The sequence below is a fragment of the Aureimonas flava genome (assembly GCF_003583935.1).
Classification (GTDB): Bacteria; Pseudomonadota; Alphaproteobacteria; order Rhizobiales; family Rhizobiaceae; genus Aureimonas; species Aureimonas flava.
This window is the reverse complement of sequence record NZ_QYRN01000013.1, coordinates 36,802-58,688: the sequence shown is the minus strand read 5'-3', so window position 1 is coordinate 58,688 and position 21,887 is coordinate 36,802. Positions and strand designations below refer to the sequence as shown.

Below are 21,887 nucleotides of genomic sequence, written 5' to 3'. Positions count from 1 at the left end.
AGATCGGCTTCAACGCGTAGGCGGGCTCGGTCGGCTCTTGGTCGGCCCCGGGGCGTGATCGCTGCGAAGGCCGTCCGCCTGAAGAACCCGTCCGCCTCGTTCGCCCGAAGCTGCGCCATCGGCATGTTCTGCATCACGCCGCGCAAGGTGCGGCGCAACTCGCCGAACCGTCACGGACAGGTCAGGAGGGCGAACAGGATGTCGATCCTCCCCATTCCGATCCCCGTGTTCACCACGCGGCGGAACTCCGCCACTCCCTCGACGGACTGAGCGCACGCGGCCTCGCGCCCGCAAACGCCGATGGGATCCATCCGCGTGGCGGGTCCGACCTTCTGGTCTAATGGGGGACGACGCAACCAGCGTTGTATATCGGCTCCATCCCGGCGTCGGTCCCGCGACCCCGTCCTCCGGTGGACGTTTCCGGTGGCCCGCCCCACGTTGATCCTCGGCGTTCTGTTGTCCCTGGCCGGCCGCCGGACCGCCGGTCCCGTCCGCCTATCCATCCGCGGCACCCACGGCTGCGATGCCGTTCCGGCGGCGATCGCGCGCACAGGAGACTCGCATCCATGAAGGCACTCGTTCTGACGCGCTACGGCGGCCCCGAGGCGATGGAGCTTCGCGACGTGCCGCGACCCGAGCCCGGCGCGGGCGAGGTCCTGGTCCGCGTCCATGCGGCGGGCCTGAATCCCGTCGACTACAAGATTCGAGAGGGCAAGCTGCGGGTGATCCGCCGCTGGCCGCTGCCGGTGGTGATGGGAGGCGAGCTGTCCGGCACCGTCGAGGCGTGCGGCGAGGGCGTCACCGCCTTCGCCGCCGGCGACCGCGTCTTCGCGCGCGTGGACAAGACGGCCATGGGCGCCTTCGCGCAATACGCTGTGGTGCCGGAAAGGCTTCTCGCCCGCATGCCCGACGCGCTCGGCTTCGAGGCGGCCGCCGGCGTGCCGCTGGCGGGGCTGACGGCCCTTCAGGCGCTGCGCGACGAACTCGGCCTGCGCCCCGGCAGCCGCGTGTTCATTCCGGGCGGCGCCGGCGGCGTCGGCACTTTCGCCATCCAGATCGCCAAATGGCTCGGAGCCCATGTCACCACCACCGCCTCGCCGCGCGGGAGGGCATTGGTGGAACGGCTCGGCGCGGACCGCGTGATCGACTACACGGCTGAGCGTTTCGAGGACCGCGTCCGCGACGTGGACGGCGTCTTCGATCTCATGGGCGGCGACACGCTGAGTCGAAGCTTCGACGTGGTGAAGCCGGGCGGAACCGTGGTCTCCGTCGCCGGGGTGCCGGAGCCGCAGACCGCCTGGAAGGACCTCGACCGGCGCGGGTTCCTCCCGGCCCTGTTCTGGTTGGCGAGCTGGCGCCTGCGCCGGCAGGCGCGTCGGCGCGGCGTGCGCTACCGCTACCTGTTCATGCGTCCGGACGGAGCCGAGCTCGCCGAGCTCGCCGAACTGATCCGAGATGGCGGCCTCGAACCCGTGATCGACCGGGTGTTCGCCTTCGACGAGATCGCGGCGGCCTTCGCCCATCTCGAGACGGGGCGGGCGAAGGGAAAGGTCATCGTACGGATGTGACGCTCCCGGTGGCGACGGCCGGCGCTTAAGCGATCGTTCAACCCGGGCGTGTCAGGCTCCCTCGGATGAGGCGAACGTCATGAAGCACCCAGTGGACACAATCGATTCCGCATGGGGCGGGCGGCGGTACGGCGGGGCCGGACCCGCACCGGGCGTCTCGCGGATCGGCACGGTCGAGGCAGCGCTCCGCCGGAGCGAGGCCTTCGCCCGCACCCTCCTCGACACCAGCCCCGACTTTCTCGCGGTGCTGGACCTCGACGGGCGCGTCCTCGCGCTCGGTCGGGCGGCCCGCGACCTCCTCGGGCCGGACGTCGCGGCTCGGGTGATCGGCCGATCCTGGGCCGAGGGTTGGCCGGCGAACTTCCGCGACACCGTGCGGGCTTCCGTCCTCAGCGCTGCCGGGGGCACGAGCTTCCGCTTCTCGGGCCCCTGTCCCGGTCGGGCGGGAACCAGGGCCTGGTGGGACGTGTCGGTCGAGCCTGTGCGGGAGGGCGATGGGGCGGTTACCCATCTCCTGGCGATCGGACGGGACGTCATCGACCAGAAGCGCCTGCGCGAAACCGCCGAGGAGGCGCATGCCCGGCTTTCCATGGTGCTCGACAGCACGTCGGACTACGTGATCGTCCTCGATCGCGACTGGCGGATCACCTACCTGAACGAGCGGGCCCGGAACCTGATCGGCAAGACGCATCGGGTCCGCGTCGGGGACAGCCTGTGGGACCTCTATCCCGATCATGTCGGAGGGCCCTTCGACCGACACTACCGCGAGGCCATCGCCACCGGACGCACGGCCCGCTTCGAGGCCTTCCTACCCCGATACTCGATCTGGATGGAGGTCAGCGCGCATCCGTGGCGGGGCGGCCTGTCGGTCTTCTTCCGCGACGTGACGGAGGCGCGCGAGGCGCGGGAGCGGCTGTTCCAACTCGCCAACTTCGACTCGCTGACAGGCCTCACCAACAGGACCCATTTTAACCGGGCGTTGGACGAGGCGCTGGCGAGCGCCCGCCAAGGCGCGACGGCCGATGGGCCGGCCGGCGACGTCACGGTCATGCTCCTGGACCTCGACCTGTTCAAGGAGGTCAACGACACGCTTGGCCATCCCACGGGAGACGCGCTGCTGCGCCAGGTCGCCGAACGGCTGATCGAAGCGGTTCCCGCGAACGGCGTCCTGTCGCGTCTCGGCGGCGACGAGTTCGCCGTGCTCCTCGCGCCGGGTTCCGAAACCTCGCCTCCGGCATCCCGTGTCGTGAAGGCCATCCAGCGGTCGTTCGACGCGCCGTTCCAACTCGAGGAGAACTCGGTCCGGCTCAAGGCCAGCATCGGCCTCGCGGTCTCGACCGGGGGCGCCGAGGCGCGGCAGGAGGTCTTCAAGGCCGCCGACATCGCGCTCTACCAGGCCAAGGAGTCCGGCCGGGGCACCACGCGCATCTTCGACGCGGCCATGTCCCAGAAGGTCTGCGCCCGCCAGGACCTGAAACGCGATCTCGCCTTCGCCCTGGAGAAGGGCGAGCTGCGGCTCGTGTATCAGCCGATCCGCGATCTCGGGAGCGGACGCATCGCCACCGCCGAGGCGCTCCTGCGCTGGCGCCATCCCGAGAAAGGCGAGGTCTCCCCGGTCGACTTCATCCCGCTCGCCGAGGAGACGGGCCTCATCAACGCGATCGGCGAATGGGTGCTGGAGGCGGCGTGCCGTCAGGCGGCGCACTGGCCGGCGGACGTGTCCGTCGCGATCAACATCTCGCCAGTCCAGTTCCGCAGCGACACGTTCCCGATGAAGGTCGCGGCGGCCCTCGCGCGCTCGCGCCTCGCCCCCGCGCGGCTGGAGCTCGAGATCACCGAATCCGTGCTCCTGGCCGACAGCGAGCACAACATGCGCATCCTGCACGACCTGAAGGCGATCGGCGTGCGCATCTCGCTCGACGACTTCGGCACGGGCTATTCCTCGCTGTCCTACCTGCGGCTGTTTCCGTTCAGCAAGCTCAAGCTCGACCGATGCTTCGTCAGCGACATCGGCCGCTCCGCCCAGTCCGAGGCGATCGTCCGGGCCGTCGCGGACATGGGGCATGCCCTGTCCATGATGACCACGGCGGAGGGCGTGGAGACGTCGGGGCAGCTCGACTGGCTGCGCGCCAACGGTTGGTCGCAGGCGCAGGGTTACCTGATCGGGCGTCCCGCCGAGGCCGACGTCTTCGGGGCCCTCGTGGCCCCGTCCGGGCTCCGCGATCTCGAAGGCGCCGTTCCGTCGCGGGATCGAACAGGCTGATCGGCCGCCTTGCCGTCCACCGGGGCGGTGTCCTCCGACCGGACGCTGCGCAACGCCGACCGTTCCAACCGCTGGCGATCTGAAACGATCGGTGCTGCGAGCTCTTCACTGGTGGGACCGCCTTGGTCGCGTCCTTTCACTGCGCGCAGTTCCGCCCAAAGTTCCGTTTGGCCGGCCCTCGATTTTTACGCGCGTAAACAAAGTGGCGGCGCGGCCTTGACGACGGTTTTTTACACGCGTAGCAATCTGCCCTGCGGCGACGGGAGGACCGCACGGCCCGATCCACGGGTCCAAGCCGCTACGCGCGGCATCTTCCGCGAACCCTAGGACCGCCGGGCGGCGAGCAGCCGCCGGACCCCGTTGCCGTCGAGGACGAACGCCATGAGACTCCAGGGCAAGACCGCACTCATCACCGGCGGCGCGCGTGGCATCGGGCTGGGCTTCGCCCAGGCCTTCGTGCGCGAGGGCGCGCGCGTCGTGATCGGCGACGTCAACGTCGAGCGGGCGACCGCGGCGGCCGAGGCGATCGGCCCGGAGGCGAGCGCCGTGCGCCTGGACGTGACCGACCTCGCCTCGATCGAGGCGGTGGTCGCCGAGGTGGACCGGGCCCATGGCGGGATCGACATTCTCGTCAACAACGCCGCCATCTTCGACATGGCGCCGATCACCGACATCACCGCCGAGAGCTACGAGCGCGTGTTCTCGGTGAACCTCAAGGGCCCGCTCTTCATGATGAAGGCGGTGTCCAACGCCATGATCGCCCGAGGGCGCGGCGGCAAGATCATCAACATGGCGAGCCAGGCCGGCCGTCGCGGCGAGGCGCTGGTGCTGATGTACTGCGCGTCCAAGGCCGCGATCATTTCCGCCACGCAGTCCGCCGCCTTGGCGCTCGTCAAGCACGGCATCCAGGTCAACGCGATCGCGCCGGGCGTCGTGGACGGCGAGCACTGGGACCAGGTCGACGCCGCCTTCGCCAAGTGGGAAGGGCTGGCGCCGGGCGCCAAGAAGGCCGCCGTCGCCCGGGAGGTTCCGATCGGACGCTTCGCCCAGCCCGAGGACATCGCCGGCCTCGCGGTCTTCCTGGCCTCCGCCGACAGCGACTACATCCTCGCGCAAACCTACAATGTCGACGGCGGCAACTGGATGAGCTGAGGCCGGGGGCCGGGTCGCGACCGGCGGCGAAAGGGGAGGGAGCCTTGGCTCGCAAGCTTGCCGCCCTGCCGGCGCCCGTCCGCACGATGGAGGAGTTCTCGCTCTTCGTCGGCCTGTCCCGCCCGACGGTGTCGAAGTTCTTCAACGATCCGTCGTCCTTGAAGGAGACCACGCGGCGGCGAATCGAGGCGGCGCTCGCGACCTCCGGCTTCAACCGCAACCTCCTGGCGGCCAATCTCGGGCGCGGTCGGTCCAGCATCGTCGGCGTGATCGTGCCCGATCCCGCCGACCCGTTCTACGCCGCGCTGACGCGGCGGGTGCGCGGCATCGCCCTGGAAGCCGGGTTCGAGGCCTTCGTGCTGTCCTCCGACGGCGATCCGGCGAAGGAGGTCCAGGCGGTGAGGACCCTGTCTTCGATGAACGTCGCCGGCGCGGTGGTCGCGCCGCTCGGGAGGGCGCGCGACGGTTCCTCGGACGCGCTGGAGCGTTTGGAAACCGACATCCCGCTGGTCTATGTCGATTCCGCCCCCACCCATCCGGCCGCCTTCGTCGGCACGGACAACCGGCGCTCCTTCGACCGGATCGTCGGCTATCTGTGCGCGAGCGGCGCGCCGCCCGCCTTCCTGGGCATGCCGGCGGTGAACGCCAACGCCGCGGATCGCGCCAGGGCCTACGACGCCGCGATGGCCGGGCGGCACCTGCCCCCGCGCCATCTGGCCTTGCCCGAAGACGGGGACTGGGATTTCGAGAGGTTCGGGCACGAGGCGATGCGCATGGCGATCGAGGCCGGCGAGGCCGAGGGGCGCACCATCCTGTGCGCCAACGACCGGCTGGCCTTCGGGGCCCTCGCCGCCGCCTGGCAGGCGGGCTTGCGCGTGGGGCGCGGCGCTGGCTGCGACCTGCGGATTGCCGGCCACGACGATCATCCGCTGTCCCGCTACACCTGCCCGCCGCTGACCACCGTGGCGCAGGACTTCGACGAGATCGGCCGCCGGGCGGTCGGGATCCTGCTGCGACGCATGAGCGAGGGCGCGCCCGTCGATCCGGCCGGCGACGTCGCGCTGCTCGGCGCGGAGGTCGTGGAGCGCGGGTCGGCCTGAGACGAGACAACGAGGGAGAGAGACGATGGAATCCACGGGATCGAAGACGCTGGTGACCGCCGGCGAGATCGTGGTCGAGATCATGGCCACCGAGGTCGGCCAGACGTTCATGGAGCCGGGCTCGCTCGTCGGGCCCTTTCCTTCCGGCGCGCCGGCGATCTTCATCGACCAGGCCGCGCGCCTCGGCCAGCGCTGCGGCATGATCGCGGCGGTGGGCGACGACGACTTCGGCGCGCTCAACGTCCGACGCCTGGAGCTCAGCGGCGTCGACGTTTCGGCGATCGCGAGGCTGCCGGGCATCCCGACCGGCACGGCCTTCGTCCGCTACGCCGCCGACGGCGGCCGCGCCTTCGTCTACAACATCCCGCTGAGCGCTTCCGGCCACATCGCGACGACGCCGGAGGCGACCGCGCTCCTGGCACGCGCCGACCATTTCCACGTCATGGGCTCCTCGCTGTTCTCGCCCGCCGTCGTCGCCGTGGTCGAGGATGCGGTCCGCACCGTGAAGGCGCGGGGGGGAACCGTCTCCTTCGATCCCAACATCCGGCGCGAGATGCTGGACCTTGCCGGCATGCGCGAGGCGCTGTCCTCGGTGCTGGCATCCTGCGACCTCTTCCTGCCGAGCGGCGCGGAACTCTTCCTGTTCACGCGGGCACAGGACGAGGCGGGCGCCGTCGCCGAGCTCTCCGACCGGGGCATCGCGACGGTGGTGCTCAAGAAGGGCGCCGAGGGGGCCGTGCACTACCACCGCGACGGGCGCACCGCGTTTCCCGCGTTCCCGGTCCGGGAGATCGACCCGACCGGGGCGGGGGACTGCTTCGGCGCCGGCTTCGTCTGCGCCTGGCTGCGCGGGGCGCCGCCGGCCGAATGCCTCCAGGTCGCCAACGCGTGCGGCGCGCTGGCCGTGGGCGCCAAGGGGCCGATGGCGGGCACGGGAACGCTCGCCGACATCCGCGCGCTGATCGCCGCCAACGGGGAGGCGGGCTCGTGACCACGGCGACCGACCGCTTCGCCCGCATCGCGGACCGCTATGCCGCCGGCGAGGCGGCGGGCATCTGCTCGGTCTGCTCGGCGCATCCGCTGGTGATCGAGGCGACCCTCCGGCACGGGCTCGATCACGGCTCCGACGTGCTGATCGAGGCTACCTGCAACCAGGTCAACCAGGACGGCGGCTACACGGGCATGACGCCGGCCGACTTCCGGCGCTTCGTGGAGGACATCGCCGCCGAGGTCGGGTTTCCGTTGGACCGGCTGGTGCTGGGCGGCGATCATCTCGGTCCCAATCCCTGGAAGGCCTTGCCCGCCGAAGAGGCCATGGGCAAGGCCGAGGCGATGATCGCGGCCTTCGCCGAGGCCGGCTTCACCAAGCTGCATCTCGACACGTCGATGGGCTGCGCCGGCGAGCCCGCCGCGCTGGCGGACGAGACCGTCGCCCGGCGGGCCGCCAGGCTCGCTGGCGCGGCGGAACGGGCGGCTTCGGCCAAGGACGGCAGCCTTCCGGTCTATGTCGTGGGCACGGAGGTTCCGGTGCCGGGCGGGGCCTTCGAGGCGCTCGACCATCTCGTCGTCACGACGCCCGAGGCCGCGCGGCGCACGATCGAGGTCCACCGCGCGGCGTTCGCGGCGGCGGGCCTGGAAGAGGCCTTCCGGCGGGCCGTCGGCGCCGTCGTCCAGCCCGGCGTCGAATTCGGCAACGCCGAGGTGGTCGTCTACGAACCGGAGACGGCGCGCGCGCTGTCGGCGACCCTGGGCGCGCTGCCGGGCTTCGTGTTCGAGGCCCATTCCACCGACTACCAGCCGGTCGGGGCGCTCGCCGCGCTGGTGCGCGACGGGTTCGTGATCCTGAAGGTCGGACCCTGGCTCACCTTCGCGCTGCGCGAGGCGCTCTACGGCCTGTCGGCGATCGCCGACGTGCTGGCGCCGGAGGCGGGCGCCGAGGCGCTGCCCGCGACGATGGAGCGGGTCATGCTGGCCTCGCCGGACAACTGGCGGAAATACTATCCGGGCGGCGACGCCGAGCAGCGCATGCAGCGGCACTTTTCGTTCAGCGACCGAATCCGCTACTACTGGCCCGAACCCGAGGCGCGGGCCGCCGTCGATCGTCTGATGGCCCGGCTGGGCGAGCGGGAGATCCCGTTGCCGCTGGTCAGCCAGCATCTCGGCCAGCTCTATGCCGACGTCGCGGCGGGGCGGACCGAGCCCCGCGCTCGGCCGCTCGTCCTCGCGAGCGTCGCTCGGGTCCTGGACATCTACGCCGAGGCGATCGCCGGCCGGAGCCTCGGCACCGAACGCGGAGCGCCGTCGTGAGCGAAACCCTTCAGACCATTCCCGCCGGCCACGGCCGCGCCCTGCACCTGGCGGCCGGCCGGACCGTGCGCCTCGTCAACACGCACGGCACCCAGGTCGTGGACTGCTGGGCCTGGAACGCGGCGGACCTTGCCGAGCACATGTCGATGGAGGCGAGCCGGGTCTGGACGCAGCGCCTCAACCCCCTGGTCGGCGACAGCTTCGTGACGACGCGGCGTCGGCCGATCCTCACCGTGGTGGAGGATACCTCGCCCGGCGTCCACGACACGTTCATGGCCGCCTGCGACTGCCATCGCTACCGCGTGCTCGGTGTGGAGGGCTATCACCGCAACTGTCTCGACAACATGTACGAGGGGCTGGCCGAGCTGGGGCTGGAGCCGCCGGTCCCGATCCTCGCCTCGTTCAACGTCTTCATGAACATCGCGGTCCAGCCGGACGGGCGCACGCTGCTCACCGGCCCGACGCCCTGCCGGCCCGGCGACAGCATCTCGCTTCGGGCCGAGATGGACTGCGTGGTCGCCTTCTCGGCCTGCCCGCAGGACATCGTGCCGATCCAGGGCGGGGCGGCGAACACGCCGCGCGACGCCCATTTCGAGGTGATCGACGCGGATTTCTCGTCCGTTCCCGCCTTCCCCGCCTGGGTGCCGGCCCGGCGCTGAGCCGCGCGCGGCGCTCGTCAGGATGGGGTCGTGCCGAGGAACCGCCGGAGTTCGGGCGTCCTCGGCGCGGCGAACAGCTCCGCCGGCGGCCCGATCTCGTGGACGCGCCCCTCGTGCATGAACACGACGCGCGAGGCGACTTCGCGCGCGAAGGCCATCTCGTGCGTGACCATCATCAGCGTCATGCCCTCGGCGGCCAGCTCGCGCACCACGGCCAGGACCTCGGCCACGAGCTCGGGGTCCAGCGCCGACGTGATCTCGTCGCACAGCAGCGCGATCGGCTCCATCGCCAGCGCGCGGGCGATCGCCACGCGCTGCTGCTGGCCGCCGGACAATTCGTCCGGGTAGGCGTCGAACTTGTGGCCGAGCCCGACGCGCTCGAGCTGCTGGCGAGCCATGGCCTCGGCGGCCGCCTTGTCGGCTTTCTTCACCACCCGCTGGCTCAGCATCACGTTGCGGCCGGCGGAGAGGTGCGGGAACAGGTTGAACTGCTGGAAGATCATGCCGACCTTGAGCCGCAGCGCCTTGAGGTGCAGCTCGTCGTCCAGGAGCTGCGCGCCCGCCACCACGATCGAGCCGCCGTCGATCGTCTCCAGTCCGTTGATGCAGCGGAGCAGCGTCGACTTGCCCGAGCCGCTCTTGCCGATGACGGCGACCACCTCGCCGGGCTCCACGTCGAGATCGATGCCCTTCAGCACCTCGTTCGAGCCGAAGCGCTTCCTGACCTCAGTGACCGCGATGAGCGACATTGAGCTTCCTTTCGAGGATCTGCGAGCTCTTCGACAGCGGCCAGCACAGCGCGAAGTAGATCAGCGCGACGAAGCTGTAGACCGTGAAGGGCTGGAAGGTGGCGTTGGTGACGATCGTGCCGGCTTTGGACAGCTCGGTGAAGCCGATGATCGACGTGAGGGCCGTGCCCTTGACCACCTGGACCGAGAAGCCGACCGTCGGCGGCACCGCGATGCGCAGCGCCTGCGGCAGGATCACGTGGCGCATCTGCTGCACCCGGCCCATGCCCAGGCTCGCCGAGGCCTCCCACTGGCCCTTGGCGATCGCCTCCACGCAGCCGCGCCAGATCTCCGCCAGGAAGGCGGCGCTCCAGAGGACCAGCGCCGTGGCCGCCGCGAGCCAGGCCGGCACGTCGACGCCGAACAGGCCAAGGCCGAAGAAGGCGAGGAAGAGCTGCATCAGGAGCGGCGTGCCCTGGAAGAGCTCGATATAGCCCTTGGCGACGAGCCGCGTGCCCCGCCGCTTGGATATGCGCAGGAACAGGAGCGCGAGCCCGACGATCCCGCCCCCCACGAAGGAGACCAGCGAGAGCACCACGGTCCAGCGGGCGGCCAGGAGCAGGTTGCGCAGGATGTCCCAGGTCGTGAACTCGATCATGCGGCCCTCCGCCTCGGGAAGATCGCGCCGCCGAGGAGCCGCATCGCCTGCCGCAGCAGGACGGCGAGGACGAGATAGACGAGCGTCGAGACGAGATAGGTCTCGAAGGCCCGGAAGTTGCGCGACTGGATGAAGTTGGCGACGAAGGTGAGGTCCTGCGCGGCGATCTGCGAGACCACCGCCGAGCCCAGCATCACGATCACGACCTGCGAGGAGAGCGCCGGCCAGATGCGCTGGAGCGATGGCGCCAGCACCACGTGGCGGAAGGTCTGGATGCGCGACATCGCCAGGCTCGCCCCGGCTTCGAACTGGCCGCGCGGCGTCGCCTCGATCCCTGCGCGCACGATCTCGCAGGCATAGGCGCCGAGGTTCAGGATCATGGCGAGGTAGGCCGCCGTCATCGCGTCGAGCTGCACGCCGAGGCCCGGCAGCCCGAAGAAGATGAAGAAGAGCTGGATCAGGAAGGGCGTGTTGCGGATCATCTCGACATAGGCCGAGACCGGCCAGCGCAGCCCCTTGGGCCCGAGCGAGCGGGCCCAGGCGCACGCGACGCCGAGGCCGACGCCGAGGACGCCGCCCACGAGCGTCAGCCGCAGCGTGACCCCGATGCCGGACAGGATCTGCGGCCAGTAGTCGGCGAGCCAGCCGAAATCGAACTGGTAGGACATGGGTTTCGCGATGTCTCGTGGAACGGGAGGCCGGGGTCCGCGCGCGGCGGCGAGGATCCCGGCCGGCGCGGAGTTCAGAGGTCCTTCGGCAGGTCCGCCTTGAGCCACTTCTGCGCGATGGCGTTGAGCGATCCGTCGGCCTTGGCCGCCGCGACGATCTCGTCCACCTTGGCCTTGAGCGCCGTCTCGCCCTTGTTCATGCCGATGTAGCAGGGTGAGTTCTGGACCAGGAACTTCAGCTCGGGCCGCTTGGGCGGGTTGCGCTCCAGGATCGCGGCGGCGACGACGTTGCCGGTGGCGATGAGCTGGACCTGGCCGGACAGGAAGGCCGAGATCGTGCCGTTGTTGTCCTCGTAGCGGTTGATCACCGCGTCGGCGGGTGCGAGCTTGGAGATCTCGAGATCCTCCGTCGCGCCGCGCGTGACGCCGAGCGTCTTGCCCGAAAGCGCGGCCGCGTCGGCGGCCTCCACGTCCGCCGGACCGAAGACGCCGCTGAAGAAGGGCGCGTAGGCGGTGGAGAAGTCGATCACCTTCTCGCGGTCCGGGTTCTTGCCGAGCGAGGAGATCACGAGGTCGACCTTGTTGGTCTGCAGGAACGGGATCCGGTTGGCCGAGGTGACGGGCGTCAGCTCCAGCTTGGCACCGAGCTTCCCGGCGATCAGTTCGGCCATGTCGATGTCGTAGCCCTGGGGCGCCATGTCGGTGCCGACCGAGCCGAAGGGGGGGAAGTCCTGCGGGACGGCCACGCGCAGCGTGCCGCGCTGCGCGATGTCGGCGAGCGCGTCGGCGCTGGCGGGCGAGGCGGCCACGGCGGCGAGACCGGCGAGGCCGAGGCCGGCGGCGATCAGGGTGCGTCGGTTCAGCATGCGGAAGACCTTCTGGTTCGTGCGGGAGGGAAGGCGGGAAGCGCCGAGGCGTTCGGGGGCAGGAGGGAGCGGCGCAGATCGGCCAGCGCGTCGGCCCCCATGTCGAAGTCCAGCCCCGCTTCGACCTCGTCGAGGTGCCGCGTCGCCTCCTCGGCGGCGGCATGGCGGTCGCCGCGCTCCAGCGCCGCGACGATACGGCAATGGCCGCGATGCGACTCCTCCGCGTGGTCGTCGGACTGGTAGAGCATCGCGATCAGGATGGTGCGCGCGGTCAGGTCGCGCATGATCTCGGCGAGGACCGGATTGCCGAGGATCTCCATGAGGCGGATGTGGAAGTCGCCCATCAGGCAGACGAGGCGCGGATGGTCGCCGGCGGCGATCGCGCTCCGTTCGTCGGCGAGATGGGCGTGGAGCCGGGCGCGATGGTCGGGCGCGAGCGGCGGCAGGAGGCGGATGGCGCCGCCTTCCAGGGCGCGGCGCGCCCCGAACACGAGCCTCGCCTCGGCGACAGAGGGCTCCACCACGAACCATCCCCGGCGCGGGCGCACCTCCACGATGTGCCGCGCCTCGAGGCGCATCATCGCCTCGCGCACCAGCGTGCGCGACACGCCGAAGATCTTGGCGAGCTCGCTCTCCCCCAGGCGCGAGCCCGGCCGGATCCGGCGCGCCAGGATCGACGCGAGGATCGCCTCGTCCATGGACGGGCCCGTGGGGTCGATGAGGGGAGCGTCTTGCATACAACGATGGAATGCAAGGCGCATGCCAGTCGTGGTCCGGCGGCCGAGGCGGCGCCGCGCTCGCGTTCGGGCGCGGATGCGTGCTAGATTTTGTGCAGTGCGATGGAATTTCCGCCACGTCGGCAGCGGTCGCTCGCAGGCCCCATCGGCTTCATTCCGCGCGTGCGTTCGCGTGCGCCGGGAGCGTCAGGACGTGCTTTCCAGCCGGTAGCGCGAGCCGGGATAGACCAGCCGCACCGCCGAGACGACGCCCTCGCGCGACCAGGTGCGCCGGCGCACGAGCAGGCAGGGTTCGCTGCGGCCGATGCCCAGGAGGCGGCACTCCCAGGGCTGGGCGGTGACGGCCTCGATGAACTGCTCGCTGCGCACGATGGGCGCCACCGCCGACAGGTAGCTGTTGGGCGTGACGGCGAGGAAGTCCTGCTCGAGATAGGCGCGCGCCCGATCCGGATTGACGAACCGGTCCTCGATCTGGATCGGCAGGTCATCCTCCTTGTGGACGATCACCGAATGGAACACGCTCGCCCCGATCGCCCCGTCCAGCGCCTCGGCGAGATCCGGCCCGCAGATCTCGTGCTGGTGGACGATCACCTCGGCGTGGTGCTGGCGCCCCCGCAGGGTGATCTCGTCGGCGATGTTGGGCACGCTCTGGAAGGCGGAGCTGCGCTTGCGCGAGGACACGAACGATCCCTTGCCGCGCACGCGGGTGACGATGCCCTCCGCCGCCAGCTCGCGCAGCGCGCGGTTCGCCGTCATCCGGCTGATGCCGAGATGCTCCACGAACTCGTTCTCGGACGGAACGCGATGCTCGGGCGGCCATTCGCCGGACTCGACGCGGCTGCGGATGTAATGCTTCAGCCGGGCGTAGAGCGGGGTCTCGTCGGCGACGGGGGCGTCCGCGGCTCCACCAAAATCCTCAAGTAGCGACATCCCGGTTCCACGGACTCCTCGACCGGCTCGACATATAGCAGACAATCGGGCGTCGGAGGCCAGAAAGGCCTTGCAAACGCGGAACGCATCGCGAATGTTGTATAGGCAACTTCGTCGGAGCCTTCCCGCATGACCGGAATCCCCGCCGCCCTGTTCTGCCCCTCAGCCCTCCTCGCCGACGGCTGGAGGAACGATGTCCGGATCGAGGTCGATGCGGCGGGATGCATCGGCGCGATCGACGTCGGGGCGTCGCCGGAGGGTTGCGAGCGGCTGCCGGGCCCGGTCGTGCCGGCGCTCGCCAACCTCCACTCGCACGCGTTCCAGCGCGCCATGGCGGGTCTGGCCGAGATCGCGGGATCGGGCGACGACAGCTTCTGGACCTGGCGCGCCGAGATGTACCGCACGGTCGGGCGCATGGGGCCGGAGGCGATCGAGGCGGTCGCGGCCAAGCTCTACGTGGAGATGCTGAAGGGCGGCTACGGACGCGTCGCCGAGTTCCACTACCTCCATCATGCGCCGGGCGGCGACCCCTACCCCGACCCGGCCGAGACCTCGCGCCGCATCCTGGCGGCGGCGGGCCGCGCCGGCATCGGCCTCACCCATCTGCCCGTGTTCTATGCCCACGCCAATTTCGGCGGCGCGGCGCCGGGCGACGGGCAGCGCCCCTTCCTGCACGACGTGGACGGCTTCCTGGCGCTGCTCGAGGCGCTCGGCCCGGCCTGCCGCGAGGCGGGCGCCGGGCTCGGCCTCGCGATCCATTCGCTGCGTGCCGCGACGCCGGACGAAATGCGCGCGATCCTGGCGGCCGAGCGGACCGCGGGGCCGATCCACATCCACGTCGCCGAACAGGAGCGCGAGGTCGAGGACAGTCTCGCCTGGAGCGGCCGCCGCCCGGTGGAATGGCTGCTCGGCGAGATGCCGGTCGACCGCCGCTGGTGCGCCATCCACGCCACGCACATGACGCCGGACGAGACGGCGGGGCTCGCCCGCGCCGGCGCGGTGGCGGGGCTGTGCCCGGCGACGGAGGCCAATCTCGGCGACGGCATCTTCCCCGCGACGGATTTCGTGGCGGCGGGCGGGCGCTTCGGCGTCGGCACCGACAGCCATGTGGCCACGGGCGTGGCGGAGGAGCTGCGCCTTCTCGAATACGGCCAGCGCCTCCGGGACCGGCGCCGCGCGCGCCTTGCCGCCGCGCCCGGCGCCTCGGTCGGCCGATCCATGTTCGATGCCGCCCTCGGCGGCGGGGCGCAGGCCTGCGGCCTCGCGCAGGCCGGCATCGCGGTGGGCGCGAGGGCCGACCTCGTGGCCCTCGACGGCGACGACCCCTTCGTGGCGGAGGCCGAGGGCGACGCGGTGCTCGACCGCTGGATCTTCGCCCTAGGCGACCGCGCGGTGCGCGACGTGGTGGTGGCGGGCCGCCGTGTGATCCGCGACGGGCGGCACCGGGACGACGCGGTGATCGACGCCGCCTTCGCTCGCGTGCTCCGGGCGCTGCGTTGACCGACCGGCCGGCCCCCGTGGAGCTCGACGGCCCGCCCCACCCCGCGTCGATCGCCGCCGTGGCGCTGGGCGCGCCGCTCGCGCTCGCGCCGGAGGCTTGGGCGCGGGTCGCGCAGGCGCGCCGCGTGGTGGAGAGCCTGTCGGAGCGCGGCGTGCGCGGCTACGGCATCAACACCGGCGTCGGCGCGCTGTGCGATGTCCTGATCGACCGCCCGCGCCAGCGTGCCCTGTCGCGCAACATCGTGCTCAGCCACGCCTGCGGTCTCGGCGAGCCGCTCGGCCGCGAGGAAACCCGCGCGGTGATGGCAGCCCAGGTGGCCGGCTACTCGCGCGGCGCCTCGGGCGTGCGCCCCGAGATCGTGGAAACGCTGCTCGCGCTCCTCGACGCCGACATCCTGCCGGCCGTTCCCTCGCGCGGCTCGGTCGGCTACCTCACCCACGCTGCGGCGATTGCGCTCGTGCTGATCGGCGAGGGGCGCGCTCGCCACGGCGGCGAGACCATGCCGGGCGCCGAGGCGCTGCGCCGGATCGGACGCGCGCCGCTGGTGCTCGAGGCCAAGGAGGGCCTCAGCCTCGTCAACGGCACGCCGTGCTCGACGGGGCTCGCCTGCCTCGCGCTGCACCGCATCGCGCTGCTGCTTGACTGGGCCGACGCGGCGGCCGCGCTGAGCCACGACGCGCTTGGCTCCCAGCTCGGCACCTTCGATGCCGACGCCCTGGCGCTGCGCCGGTCCGAGGGTCTTCAGGCCGTGGGCGCGAACCTGCGCGGATGGCTGGACGGCAGTGCCCGGCTCGCGGCGCGCGCCGGCCGGCGCACGCAGGATCCGCTCAGCCTGCGTGCCGTGCCCCATATCCACGGTGCCGCGCGCGACGCACTGGCGCGGGCCGAGGCCGTGGTGGCGGACGAGCTCGCCAGCGTCACCGACAACCCGGCCGTGGGCGGGACACCCGAGGCGCCGGAGGTCCGCTCGCAGGCCCACGCCGTGGCGGCCGCCCTGGCCCTCGCGCTCGACGCGCTGGCCCCCGCCGCCGCCGCGCTCGCCGCCGTGTCCGAGCGACGTATCGACCGGCTGGTGAACCCGCTGGTGAGCGGACTGCCGGCGTTCCTGGCGGACGAGGGCGGGGTGTCCTCGGGCTTCATGATCGCGCAGTGCACGGCCACCGCCCTGGTCGCGGAGAACCGCCGCCTGTCCCTGCCGGCGAGCCTCGACGGCGGTATCACCTCCGCCTTGCAGGAGGACGTGCTGACCCACGCGACGCCCGCCGCGACCAAGCTCCTCCAGATCGTCGACAACCTTCGCGACGTGCTGGCGATCGAGCTTCTGGCCGGCGCGCAGGCCAGCGAGCTGCACGGCGGCGCCGCCCCGGCGCCGCGCCTCCAGGCCCTGGTCGCGCGCATCCGGCGCGACATCCCCTTCTATGCCGACGACCGGCCGCTGGGCGACGACATCGAGCGCCTGCGCGTCCTTCTTTCTCGCCCCCCGCACGAGGTGATCCGCCCATGAAACGCCTGCTCGCGAACGCCCGCCTCGCCACCCTGGCCGAGGGGGCGCCCGGTCTCGGCCTCGTGGAGGACGGCGCCGTCCTGATCGAGGACGGACGCATCGCCTATGCCGGCGCGGCGCGCGAGCTGCCGGCGGCCCTGTCGGCGGGTGCGGAAGCGGTGGACTGCGGAGGACGCTGGATCTCGCCCGCGCCGATCGACTGCCACACGCATCTCGTTCACGGCGGGGACCGCGCGCGCGAGTTCGAGATGCGGCTCGAGGGCGCGAGCTACGAGGAGATCGCGCGCGCCGGCGGGGGCATCGTCTCCTCCGTGGCGGCGACCCGCGCCCTGTCGGCGGGGGAACTGGCGGAGGCCGCGCTGCCGCGCCTCGACGCGCTTCTGGACGAGGGCGTCTCCACGGTGGAGATCAAGTCCGGATACGGGCTGGACGTCGCCAGCGAATGCCGGATGCTGGAAGCGGCGCGGCTGTTGGCCGAGCGCCGGCCCGTGCGCGTGTGCACGAGCTGGCTCGCGGCGCATGCCCTGCCGCCCGAATACAAGGGCCGGGCGGGCGAGTATCTGGACGAGGTGGCGATCCCCGGCCTGCGCGAGGCGCACGGGCGCGGACTGGTGGACGCCGTGGACGGTTTCTGCGAGCGCATCGCCTTCTCGGCGGCCGAGATGGAGCGCGTGTTCGAGGCTGCGAAGGCACTCGGGCTTCCGGTGAAGCTCCACGCCGAACAGCTCTCGCAGGGCGGCGGCGCGGCGCTGGCCGCGCGCTTCGGCGCCCTGTCAGCCGACCACCTCGAATACGCCACGGCCGCCGACGCGGCGGCGATGGCCCGTGCCGGCACCGTCGCGGTGCTCCTTCCCGGCGCCTACTACTTCATCCGCGAGGAGAAGGCGCCCCCGGTGGCTCTCTTCCGCGAGGCCGGCACGCACATGGCCCTGGCCACGGACTGCAACCCCGGCACCTCGCCGCTGACCTCGCTGCTGCTCACGATGAACATGGGCGCCACGCTGTTCCGCATGACCGTGGCCGAATGCCTCGCCGGCGTGACGCGCGAGGCGGCGCGCGCGCTCGGCCTTCTCGCCGAGACCGGAACGATCGAGGCGGGCAAGTCGGCGGACCTTGCGGTCTGGAGCGTCGCGAGCCCGGCGGAGCTGGTCTACCGCATCGGCTTCAACCCGCTCCATGCCCGCTACTTCCGCGGCGAAAGGAACTGATCGATGACCGTCACGCTTCGACCGGGCGAGGTGTCGCTCGCCACCCTCGAGCATCTCTACTGGACCGGCGAACCGGTCCGCCTCGACGCCGCTTTCGACGCCCGCATCGCCAAGGGTGCCGAGCGCATCGCGGCGATCGCGCGCGGCAACGCGCCGGTCTACGGCATCAACACGGGCTTCGGTAAGCTCGCCTCGATCAAGATCGACGCGGCGGACGTCGCCACGCTCCAGCGCAACCTCATCCTGTCGCATTGCTGCGGCCTCGGCGAGCCGCTGCCCGAGAACGTCGTGCGCCTCGTCATGGCGCTGAAGCTGATCTCGCTCGGGCGGGGCGCGTCGGGCGTGCGCCTGGAGCTCGTCCGGCTGATCGAGGCGATGCTGGAACGCGGCGTCGTGCCCGTGATCCCCGAAAAGGGCTCGGTCGGCGCCTCGGGCGACCTCGCGCCGCTCGCGCACATGACCGCCGTGGTGATGGGCGAGGGCGAGGCCTTCGTCGGCGGCGAGCGCCTCCCGGGCGGCGAGGCGCTCCGGCGCGCCGGGCTCCGGCCGATCGAGCTGGCCGCCAAGGAGGGGCTCGCCTTCATCAACGGCACGCAGGTCTCCACCGCGCTGGCGCTCGCCGGTCTGTTCCGCGCCCATCGCGCGGCGCGTACGGCGCTCGTCACCGGCGCCCTGTCCACCGACGCGGCCATGGGCTCCTCCGCGCCGTTCCATCCCGAGATCCATGCGCTGCGGGGCCATCAGGGTCAGATCGACGCCGGCGCCGCGCTGCGCCGCCTTCTCGACGGCTCGCCGATCCGCGCCAGCCACGTGGAGGGCGACGAGCGCGTGCAGGATCCCTACTGCATCCGCTGCCAGCCCCAGGTCGACGGCGCCTGCCTCGACCTCCTGCGCCAGGCGGGTCGCACGCTGGAGATCGAGGCCAACGCGGTGACCGACAATCCGCTGGTCCTGTCCGACGGGGAGGTGGTCTCGGGGGGCAACTTCCACGCCGAGCCGGTGGCCTTCGCCGCCGACCAGATCGCGCTGGCGGTCTGCGAGATCGGCGCGATCGCGCAGCGCCGCATCGCGCTGCTGGTGGACCCGGCGCTGTCGCACGGGCTGCCGGCCTTCCTGGCCAGGAAGCCGGGCCTGAACTCGGGCCTGATGATCGCCGAGGTGACCTCCGCCGCGCTGATGAGCGAAAACAAGCAGATGTCGCATCCGGCCTCGGTGGATTCGACGCCGACCTCGGCCAATCAGGAGGACCACGTGTCCATGGCCTGCCACGGGGCGCGTCGGCTGCTGCCCATGACGCAGAACCTCTTCGCGATCGTCGGCATCGAGGCGGTGACCGCCGCCCAGGGCGTCGAACTGCGCGGCCCGCTGGAGACCAGTCCGGAGCTGCGCGCTGTGGTGGCGGTGTTGCGGCGTTCGGTGGCGAGCCTCCACGAGGATCGCTACCTCGCCGGCGACCTTGCCGCCGCCACCGCGCTCGTCGCCGCGGGGGCGCTGGCCGAGGCCGTGTCGCCCGGCATCCTGCCCGGACTGGAGATGCCCGCATGACGCCGGTCGCCGTCCACCGGGGCGCGTCGCCCGTGATCCTCGCCTTTCCCCACACGGGGACCGAGGTGCCGCCCGACATCGCAGCCCGGCTGAACGCCGAGGGGCGCGTCCTGCGCGACACGGACTGGCACATCCACCGGCTCTACGACGGCCTCCTGGACGACGAGACCACCGTCCGGGCCACCTTCCACCGCTACTGCATCGACGCCAACCGCGACCCGGCGGGTAACAGCCTCTATCCCGGCCAGAACACGACCGGACTGGTGCCCGAGACGAATTTCGACGGCGCGCCGATCTGGGCGGACGGTCAGGAGCCGAGCGCTCGCGACGTGGCCGACCGCCTCGAGCGGTTTCACGCGCCCTACCACGCGGCGCTTCTGGCCGAGGTCGAGCGGGTCCGGGCGCTGCACGGCGTCGCGATCCTCTACGACTGCCATTCCATCCGCTCGCCGATCCCCTTCCTGTTCGAGGGCGACCTGCCCGACCTCAACATCGGCACGGACGGCGGCGCCACCTGCGATCCCGCCGTGGAACGGGCGGCGAGCGAGGTCTGCGGTGCCGCCGAAGGCTTCACCAGCGTGCTCAACGGCCGCTTCCGGGGCGGCTGGACGACACGCCACTACGGTAGGCCCGAGACCGGCGTCCACGCCATCCAGATGGAACTCGCCCAGGCGACGCATCTCGCCGACGGGGCGCCCCCGTTCGCGCTCGACCCATCCCGCGCGGAGCGCCTGCGCGCCGTGCTGCAACCCCTCCTGCGCCGCATCGAGGCGGTCGCTCCCTCTCTCAAGAAGGCTAGCCGATGACCAATCCCCGCCACAACATCCGCGACGTGCGCGCCGCCACGGGCACCGAGCTCACGGCCAAGAGCTGGCTCACCGAGGCGCCGCTGCGCATGCTCATGAACAATCTCGACCCGGACGTGGCCGAGAACCCGCACGAGCTGGTGGTCTACGGCGGCATCGGCCGCGCCGCGCGCACCTGGGACGACTTCGACCGCATCGCCGCGACGCTGCGGACCCTCGACGAGGACGAGACGCTGCTCGTCCAGTCGGGCAAGCCGGTGGGCGTGTTCCGCACCCACAAGGACGCGCCGCGCGTCCTGATCGCCAATTCCAACCTGGTGCCGCACTGGGCGACCTGGGACCATTTCAACGAGCTGGATAAGCGCGGACTGGCCATGTACGGCCAGATGACCGCCGGATCCTGGATCTACATCGGCACGCAGGGCATCGTGCAGGGCACCTACGAGACCTTCGTGGAGGCCGGTCGCCAGCACTACGACGGCGATCTCCGGGGCAAGTGGGTGCTGACCGGCGGCCTCGGCGGCATGGGCGGCGCGCAGCCGCTGGCCGCGGTCATGGCCGGCGCCTCGTGCCTCGCGGTCGAGAGCGACGAGACCCGCATCGATTTCCGCCTGCGCACCCGCTACGTCGACGAGAAGGCGAAGACGCTGGACGAGGCGCTCGCGATGATCGAGCGCTGGACCGCGGCCGGCGAGGCCAAGAGCGTCGGGCTGCTCGGCAATGCGGCCGAGATCTTTCCCGAGCTCGTGCGGCGCATGCGGGCCGGCGGCCCGCGTCCCGACATCGTCACCGACCAGACCTCGGCGCACGACCCGCTCAACGGCTACCTGCCGATCGGCTGGACCGTCGCCGAGCACCGGGCGAGGCGCGAGAGCGATCCGAAGGCCGTGGAAGCGGCGGCCCGCGCCTCCATGCGCCAGCACGTGGAGGCCATGGTCGCCTTCCACCATTCCGGGGTGCCGACGCTCGATTACGGCAACAACATCCGCCAGGTGGCCAAGGAGGAGGGGCTGGAGAACGCCTTCGACTTCCCGGGCTTCGTGCCGGCCTACATCCGCCCGCTGTTCTGCCGGGGCATCGGCCCGTTCCGCTGGGCGGCGCTCTCGGGCGACCCGGAGGACATCTACAAGACCGACGCCAAGGTGAAGGAGCTGCTGCCCGACAACCACCACCTCCACCGCTGGCTCGACATGGCGCGCGAGCGCATCGCCTTCCAGGGCCTGCCGGCGCGCATCTGCTGGGTCGGCCTCGGCGACCGGCACAAGCTCGGCCTCGCCTTCAACGAGATGGTTCGCAACGGCGAGCTGAAGGCGCCCGTGGTGATCGGCCGCGACCATCTGGATTCGGGCTCCGTCGCCTCGCCCAACCGCGAGACCGAGGCGATGCGGGACGGTTCGGACGCCGTGTCGGACTGGCCGCTGCTCAACGCGCTCCTGAACACCGCCTCGGGCGCCACCTGGGTGTCGCTGCATCACGGCGGCGGCGTCGGCATGGGCTTCTCGCAGCATTCCGGCATGGTGGTCTGCGCCGACGGCACGGACGACGCGGCGCGCCGGCTGGAGCGCGTCCTGTGGAACGACCCCGCCACCGGCGTCATGCGCCATGCGGACGCCGGCTACGAGATCGCGACGGACTGCGCCCGCGACAAGGGACTGCGCCTGCCCGCGATCCTCGGCAACTGAGGAGG

Annotated in this window: 19 protein-coding genes; 13 read left to right on the top strand and 6 right to left on the bottom strand. The window is 71.5% G+C overall.

The genetic code is table 11. From position 1 onward, the window contains the following. Window positions 1-566: 566 nt before the first annotated feature. The 7 genes from D3218_RS18415 to D3218_RS18385 all read left to right on the top strand — a co-directional run bounded on the left by D3218_RS18415 (window position 567) and on the right by D3218_RS18385 (window position 9,049). Entirely contained in the window at window positions 567-1,568 is a 1,002-nt protein-coding gene (locus D3218_RS18415) for an NADP-dependent oxidoreductase (protein ID WP_119541542.1), read from the top strand. Window positions 1,569-1,647: 79 nt separating this feature from the next. Then, window positions 1,648-3,831: a putative bifunctional diguanylate cyclase/phosphodiesterase gene (locus tag D3218_RS18410; RefSeq protein ID WP_119541541.1), complete on the top strand. Its 2,184-nt coding sequence runs from the start codon at window positions 1,648-1,650 to the stop codon at window positions 3,829-3,831. Between the two features lie 381 nt (window positions 3,832-4,212). After that, window positions 4,213-4,983, top strand: a complete 771-nt coding sequence (locus D3218_RS18405; protein WP_119541540.1) for an L-iditol 2-dehydrogenase — start codon at window positions 4,213-4,215, stop codon at window positions 4,981-4,983. An 86-nt stretch (window positions 4,984-5,069) separates the two neighbouring features. Further along, window positions 5,070-6,083, top strand: coding sequence for a LacI family DNA-binding transcriptional regulator (locus D3218_RS18400; protein ID WP_119541555.1), 1,014 nt, complete (start codon window positions 5,070-5,072; stop codon window positions 6,081-6,083). Between the two features lie 25 nt (window positions 6,084-6,108). Continuing rightward, on the top strand, window positions 6,109-7,074 hold the full coding sequence (locus D3218_RS18395) for a sugar kinase (RefSeq protein WP_119541539.1): 966 nt from the start codon (window positions 6,109-6,111) through the stop codon (window positions 7,072-7,074). Continuing rightward, entirely contained in the window at window positions 7,071-8,390 is a 1,320-nt protein-coding gene (locus D3218_RS18390) for a D-tagatose-bisphosphate aldolase, class II, non-catalytic subunit (RefSeq protein WP_168990592.1), read from the top strand. The genes D3218_RS18395 and D3218_RS18390 overlap by 4 nt, the downstream gene beginning before the upstream one ends. Beyond that, a complete protein-coding gene (locus D3218_RS18385; protein WP_210209710.1) occupies window positions 8,387-9,049 on the top strand; it encodes a DUF1989 domain-containing protein in 663 nt (220 codons plus the stop codon). Before D3218_RS18390 ends, D3218_RS18385 begins: the two co-directional genes overlap by 4 nt. Window positions 9,050-9,066: 17 nt before the next feature. On the opposite strand, the gene D3218_RS18380 is transcribed toward D3218_RS18385, so the two are convergent. From D3218_RS18380 to hutC, 6 genes are all read right to left on the bottom strand, one after another. Beyond that, window positions 9,067-9,798, bottom strand: coding sequence for an amino acid ABC transporter ATP-binding protein (locus D3218_RS18380; RefSeq protein ID WP_119541537.1), 732 nt, complete (start codon window positions 9,796-9,798; stop codon window positions 9,067-9,069). Further along, window positions 9,776-10,435, bottom strand: a complete 660-nt coding sequence (locus D3218_RS18375) for an amino acid ABC transporter permease (RefSeq protein WP_119541536.1) — start codon at window positions 10,433-10,435, stop codon at window positions 9,776-9,778. Before D3218_RS18375 ends, D3218_RS18380 begins: the two co-directional genes overlap by 23 nt. Then, window positions 10,432-11,103, bottom strand: a complete 672-nt coding sequence (locus D3218_RS18370; protein ID WP_119541535.1) for an amino acid ABC transporter permease — start codon at window positions 11,101-11,103, stop codon at window positions 10,432-10,434. Before D3218_RS18370 ends, D3218_RS18375 begins: the two co-directional genes overlap by 4 nt. 74 nt (window positions 11,104-11,177) lie before the next feature. Continuing rightward, complete coding sequence (locus tag D3218_RS18365) at window positions 11,178-11,969, bottom strand: transporter substrate-binding domain-containing protein (RefSeq protein ID WP_119541534.1); 792 nt, start codon at window positions 11,967-11,969, stop codon at window positions 11,178-11,180. Beyond that, window positions 11,963-12,706 (bottom strand): GntR family transcriptional regulator, encoded by a 744-nt coding sequence (locus D3218_RS18360; RefSeq protein WP_425359317.1) that lies wholly within the window; start codon window positions 12,704-12,706, stop codon window positions 11,963-11,965. Before D3218_RS18360 ends, D3218_RS18365 begins: the two co-directional genes overlap by 7 nt. Before the next feature lie 186 nt (window positions 12,707-12,892). Further along, window positions 12,893-13,636: a histidine utilization transcriptional repressor HutC gene (gene hutC, locus D3218_RS18355; RefSeq protein WP_119541532.1), complete on the bottom strand. Its 744-nt coding sequence runs from the start codon at window positions 13,634-13,636 to the stop codon at window positions 12,893-12,895. Between the two features lie 129 nt (window positions 13,637-13,765). On the opposite strand from hutC, the gene hutF reads away from it, so the two are divergent. The 6 genes from hutF to hutU are packed head-to-tail and all read left to right on the top strand — an operon-like array spanning window position 13,766 to window position 21,882. Then, on the top strand, window positions 13,766-15,136 hold the full coding sequence (gene hutF / locus D3218_RS18350) for a formimidoylglutamate deiminase (RefSeq protein WP_119541531.1): 1,371 nt from the start codon (window positions 13,766-13,768) through the stop codon (window positions 15,134-15,136). Beyond that, window positions 15,133-16,641: an HAL/PAL/TAL family ammonia-lyase gene (locus tag D3218_RS18345; RefSeq protein WP_245415112.1), complete on the top strand. Its 1,509-nt coding sequence runs from the start codon at window positions 15,133-15,135 to the stop codon at window positions 16,639-16,641. The genes hutF and D3218_RS18345 overlap by 4 nt, the downstream gene beginning before the upstream one ends. Beyond that, window positions 16,638-17,849, top strand: coding sequence for an imidazolonepropionase (hutI, locus tag D3218_RS18340; protein ID WP_119541530.1), 1,212 nt, complete (start codon window positions 16,638-16,640; stop codon window positions 17,847-17,849). Before D3218_RS18345 ends, hutI begins: the two co-directional genes overlap by 4 nt. Window positions 17,850-17,852: 3 nt before the next feature. Next, window positions 17,853-19,394 (top strand): histidine ammonia-lyase, encoded by a 1,542-nt coding sequence (hutH, locus tag D3218_RS18335; RefSeq protein ID WP_119541529.1) that lies wholly within the window; start codon window positions 17,853-17,855, stop codon window positions 19,392-19,394. Beyond that, entirely contained in the window at window positions 19,391-20,200 is an 810-nt protein-coding gene (gene hutG, locus D3218_RS18330; RefSeq protein WP_119541528.1) for an N-formylglutamate deformylase, read from the top strand. Before hutH ends, hutG begins: the two co-directional genes overlap by 4 nt. Then, window positions 20,197-21,882 (top strand): urocanate hydratase, encoded by a 1,686-nt coding sequence (gene hutU, locus D3218_RS18325; protein ID WP_119541527.1) that lies wholly within the window; start codon window positions 20,197-20,199, stop codon window positions 21,880-21,882. Before hutG ends, hutU begins: the two co-directional genes overlap by 4 nt. The last annotated feature ends 5 nt before the right edge of the window (window positions 21,883-21,887 follow it).

What these genes read in the sequence shown, in the direction of transcription:
- D3218_RS18415 (WP_119541542.1), top strand. Translation starts at nt 567, where the DNA reads ATGAAGGCACTCGTTCTGACGCGCTACGGCGGCCCCGAGGCGATGGAG.
- D3218_RS18410 (WP_119541541.1), top strand. Translation starts at nt 1,648, where the DNA reads ATGAAGCACCCAGTGGACACAATCGATTCCGCATGGGGCGGGCGGCGG.
- D3218_RS18405 (WP_119541540.1), top strand. Translation starts at nt 4,213, where the DNA reads ATGAGACTCCAGGGCAAGACCGCACTCATCACCGGCGGCGCGCGTGGC.
- D3218_RS18400 (WP_119541555.1), top strand. Translation starts at nt 5,070, where the DNA reads ATGGAGGAGTTCTCGCTCTTCGTCGGCCTGTCCCGCCCGACGGTGTCG.
- D3218_RS18395 (WP_119541539.1), top strand. Translation starts at nt 6,109, where the DNA reads ATGGAATCCACGGGATCGAAGACGCTGGTGACCGCCGGCGAGATCGTG.
- D3218_RS18380 (WP_119541537.1), bottom strand. Translation starts at nt 9,798, where the DNA reads ATGTCGCTCATCGCGGTCACTGAGGTCAGGAAGCGCTTCGGCTCGAAC.
- D3218_RS18375 (WP_119541536.1), bottom strand. Translation starts at nt 10,435, where the DNA reads ATGATCGAGTTCACGACCTGGGACATCCTGCGCAACCTGCTCCTGGCC.
- D3218_RS18370 (WP_119541535.1), bottom strand. Translation starts at nt 11,103, where the DNA reads ATGTCCTACCAGTTCGATTTCGGCTGGCTCGCCGACTACTGGCCGCAG.
- D3218_RS18365 (WP_119541534.1), bottom strand. Translation starts at nt 11,969, where the DNA reads ATGCTGAACCGACGCACCCTGATCGCCGCCGGCCTCGGCCTCGCCGGT.
- D3218_RS18360 (WP_425359317.1), bottom strand. Translation starts at nt 12,706, where the DNA reads ATGCAAGACGCTCCCCTCATCGACCCCACGGGCCCGTCCATGGACGAG.
- hutC (WP_119541532.1), bottom strand. Translation starts at nt 13,636, where the DNA reads ATGTCGCTACTTGAGGATTTTGGTGGAGCCGCGGACGCCCCCGTCGCC.
- hutF (WP_119541531.1), top strand. Translation starts at nt 13,766, where the DNA reads ATGACCGGAATCCCCGCCGCCCTGTTCTGCCCCTCAGCCCTCCTCGCC.
- hutI (WP_119541530.1), top strand. Translation starts at nt 16,638, where the DNA reads ATGAAACGCCTGCTCGCGAACGCCCGCCTCGCCACCCTGGCCGAGGGG.
- hutH (WP_119541529.1), top strand. Translation starts at nt 17,853, where the DNA reads ATGACCGTCACGCTTCGACCGGGCGAGGTGTCGCTCGCCACCCTCGAG.
- hutG (WP_119541528.1), top strand. Translation starts at nt 19,391, where the DNA reads ATGACGCCGGTCGCCGTCCACCGGGGCGCGTCGCCCGTGATCCTCGCC.
- hutU (WP_119541527.1), top strand. Translation starts at nt 20,197, where the DNA reads ATGACCAATCCCCGCCACAACATCCGCGACGTGCGCGCCGCCACGGGC.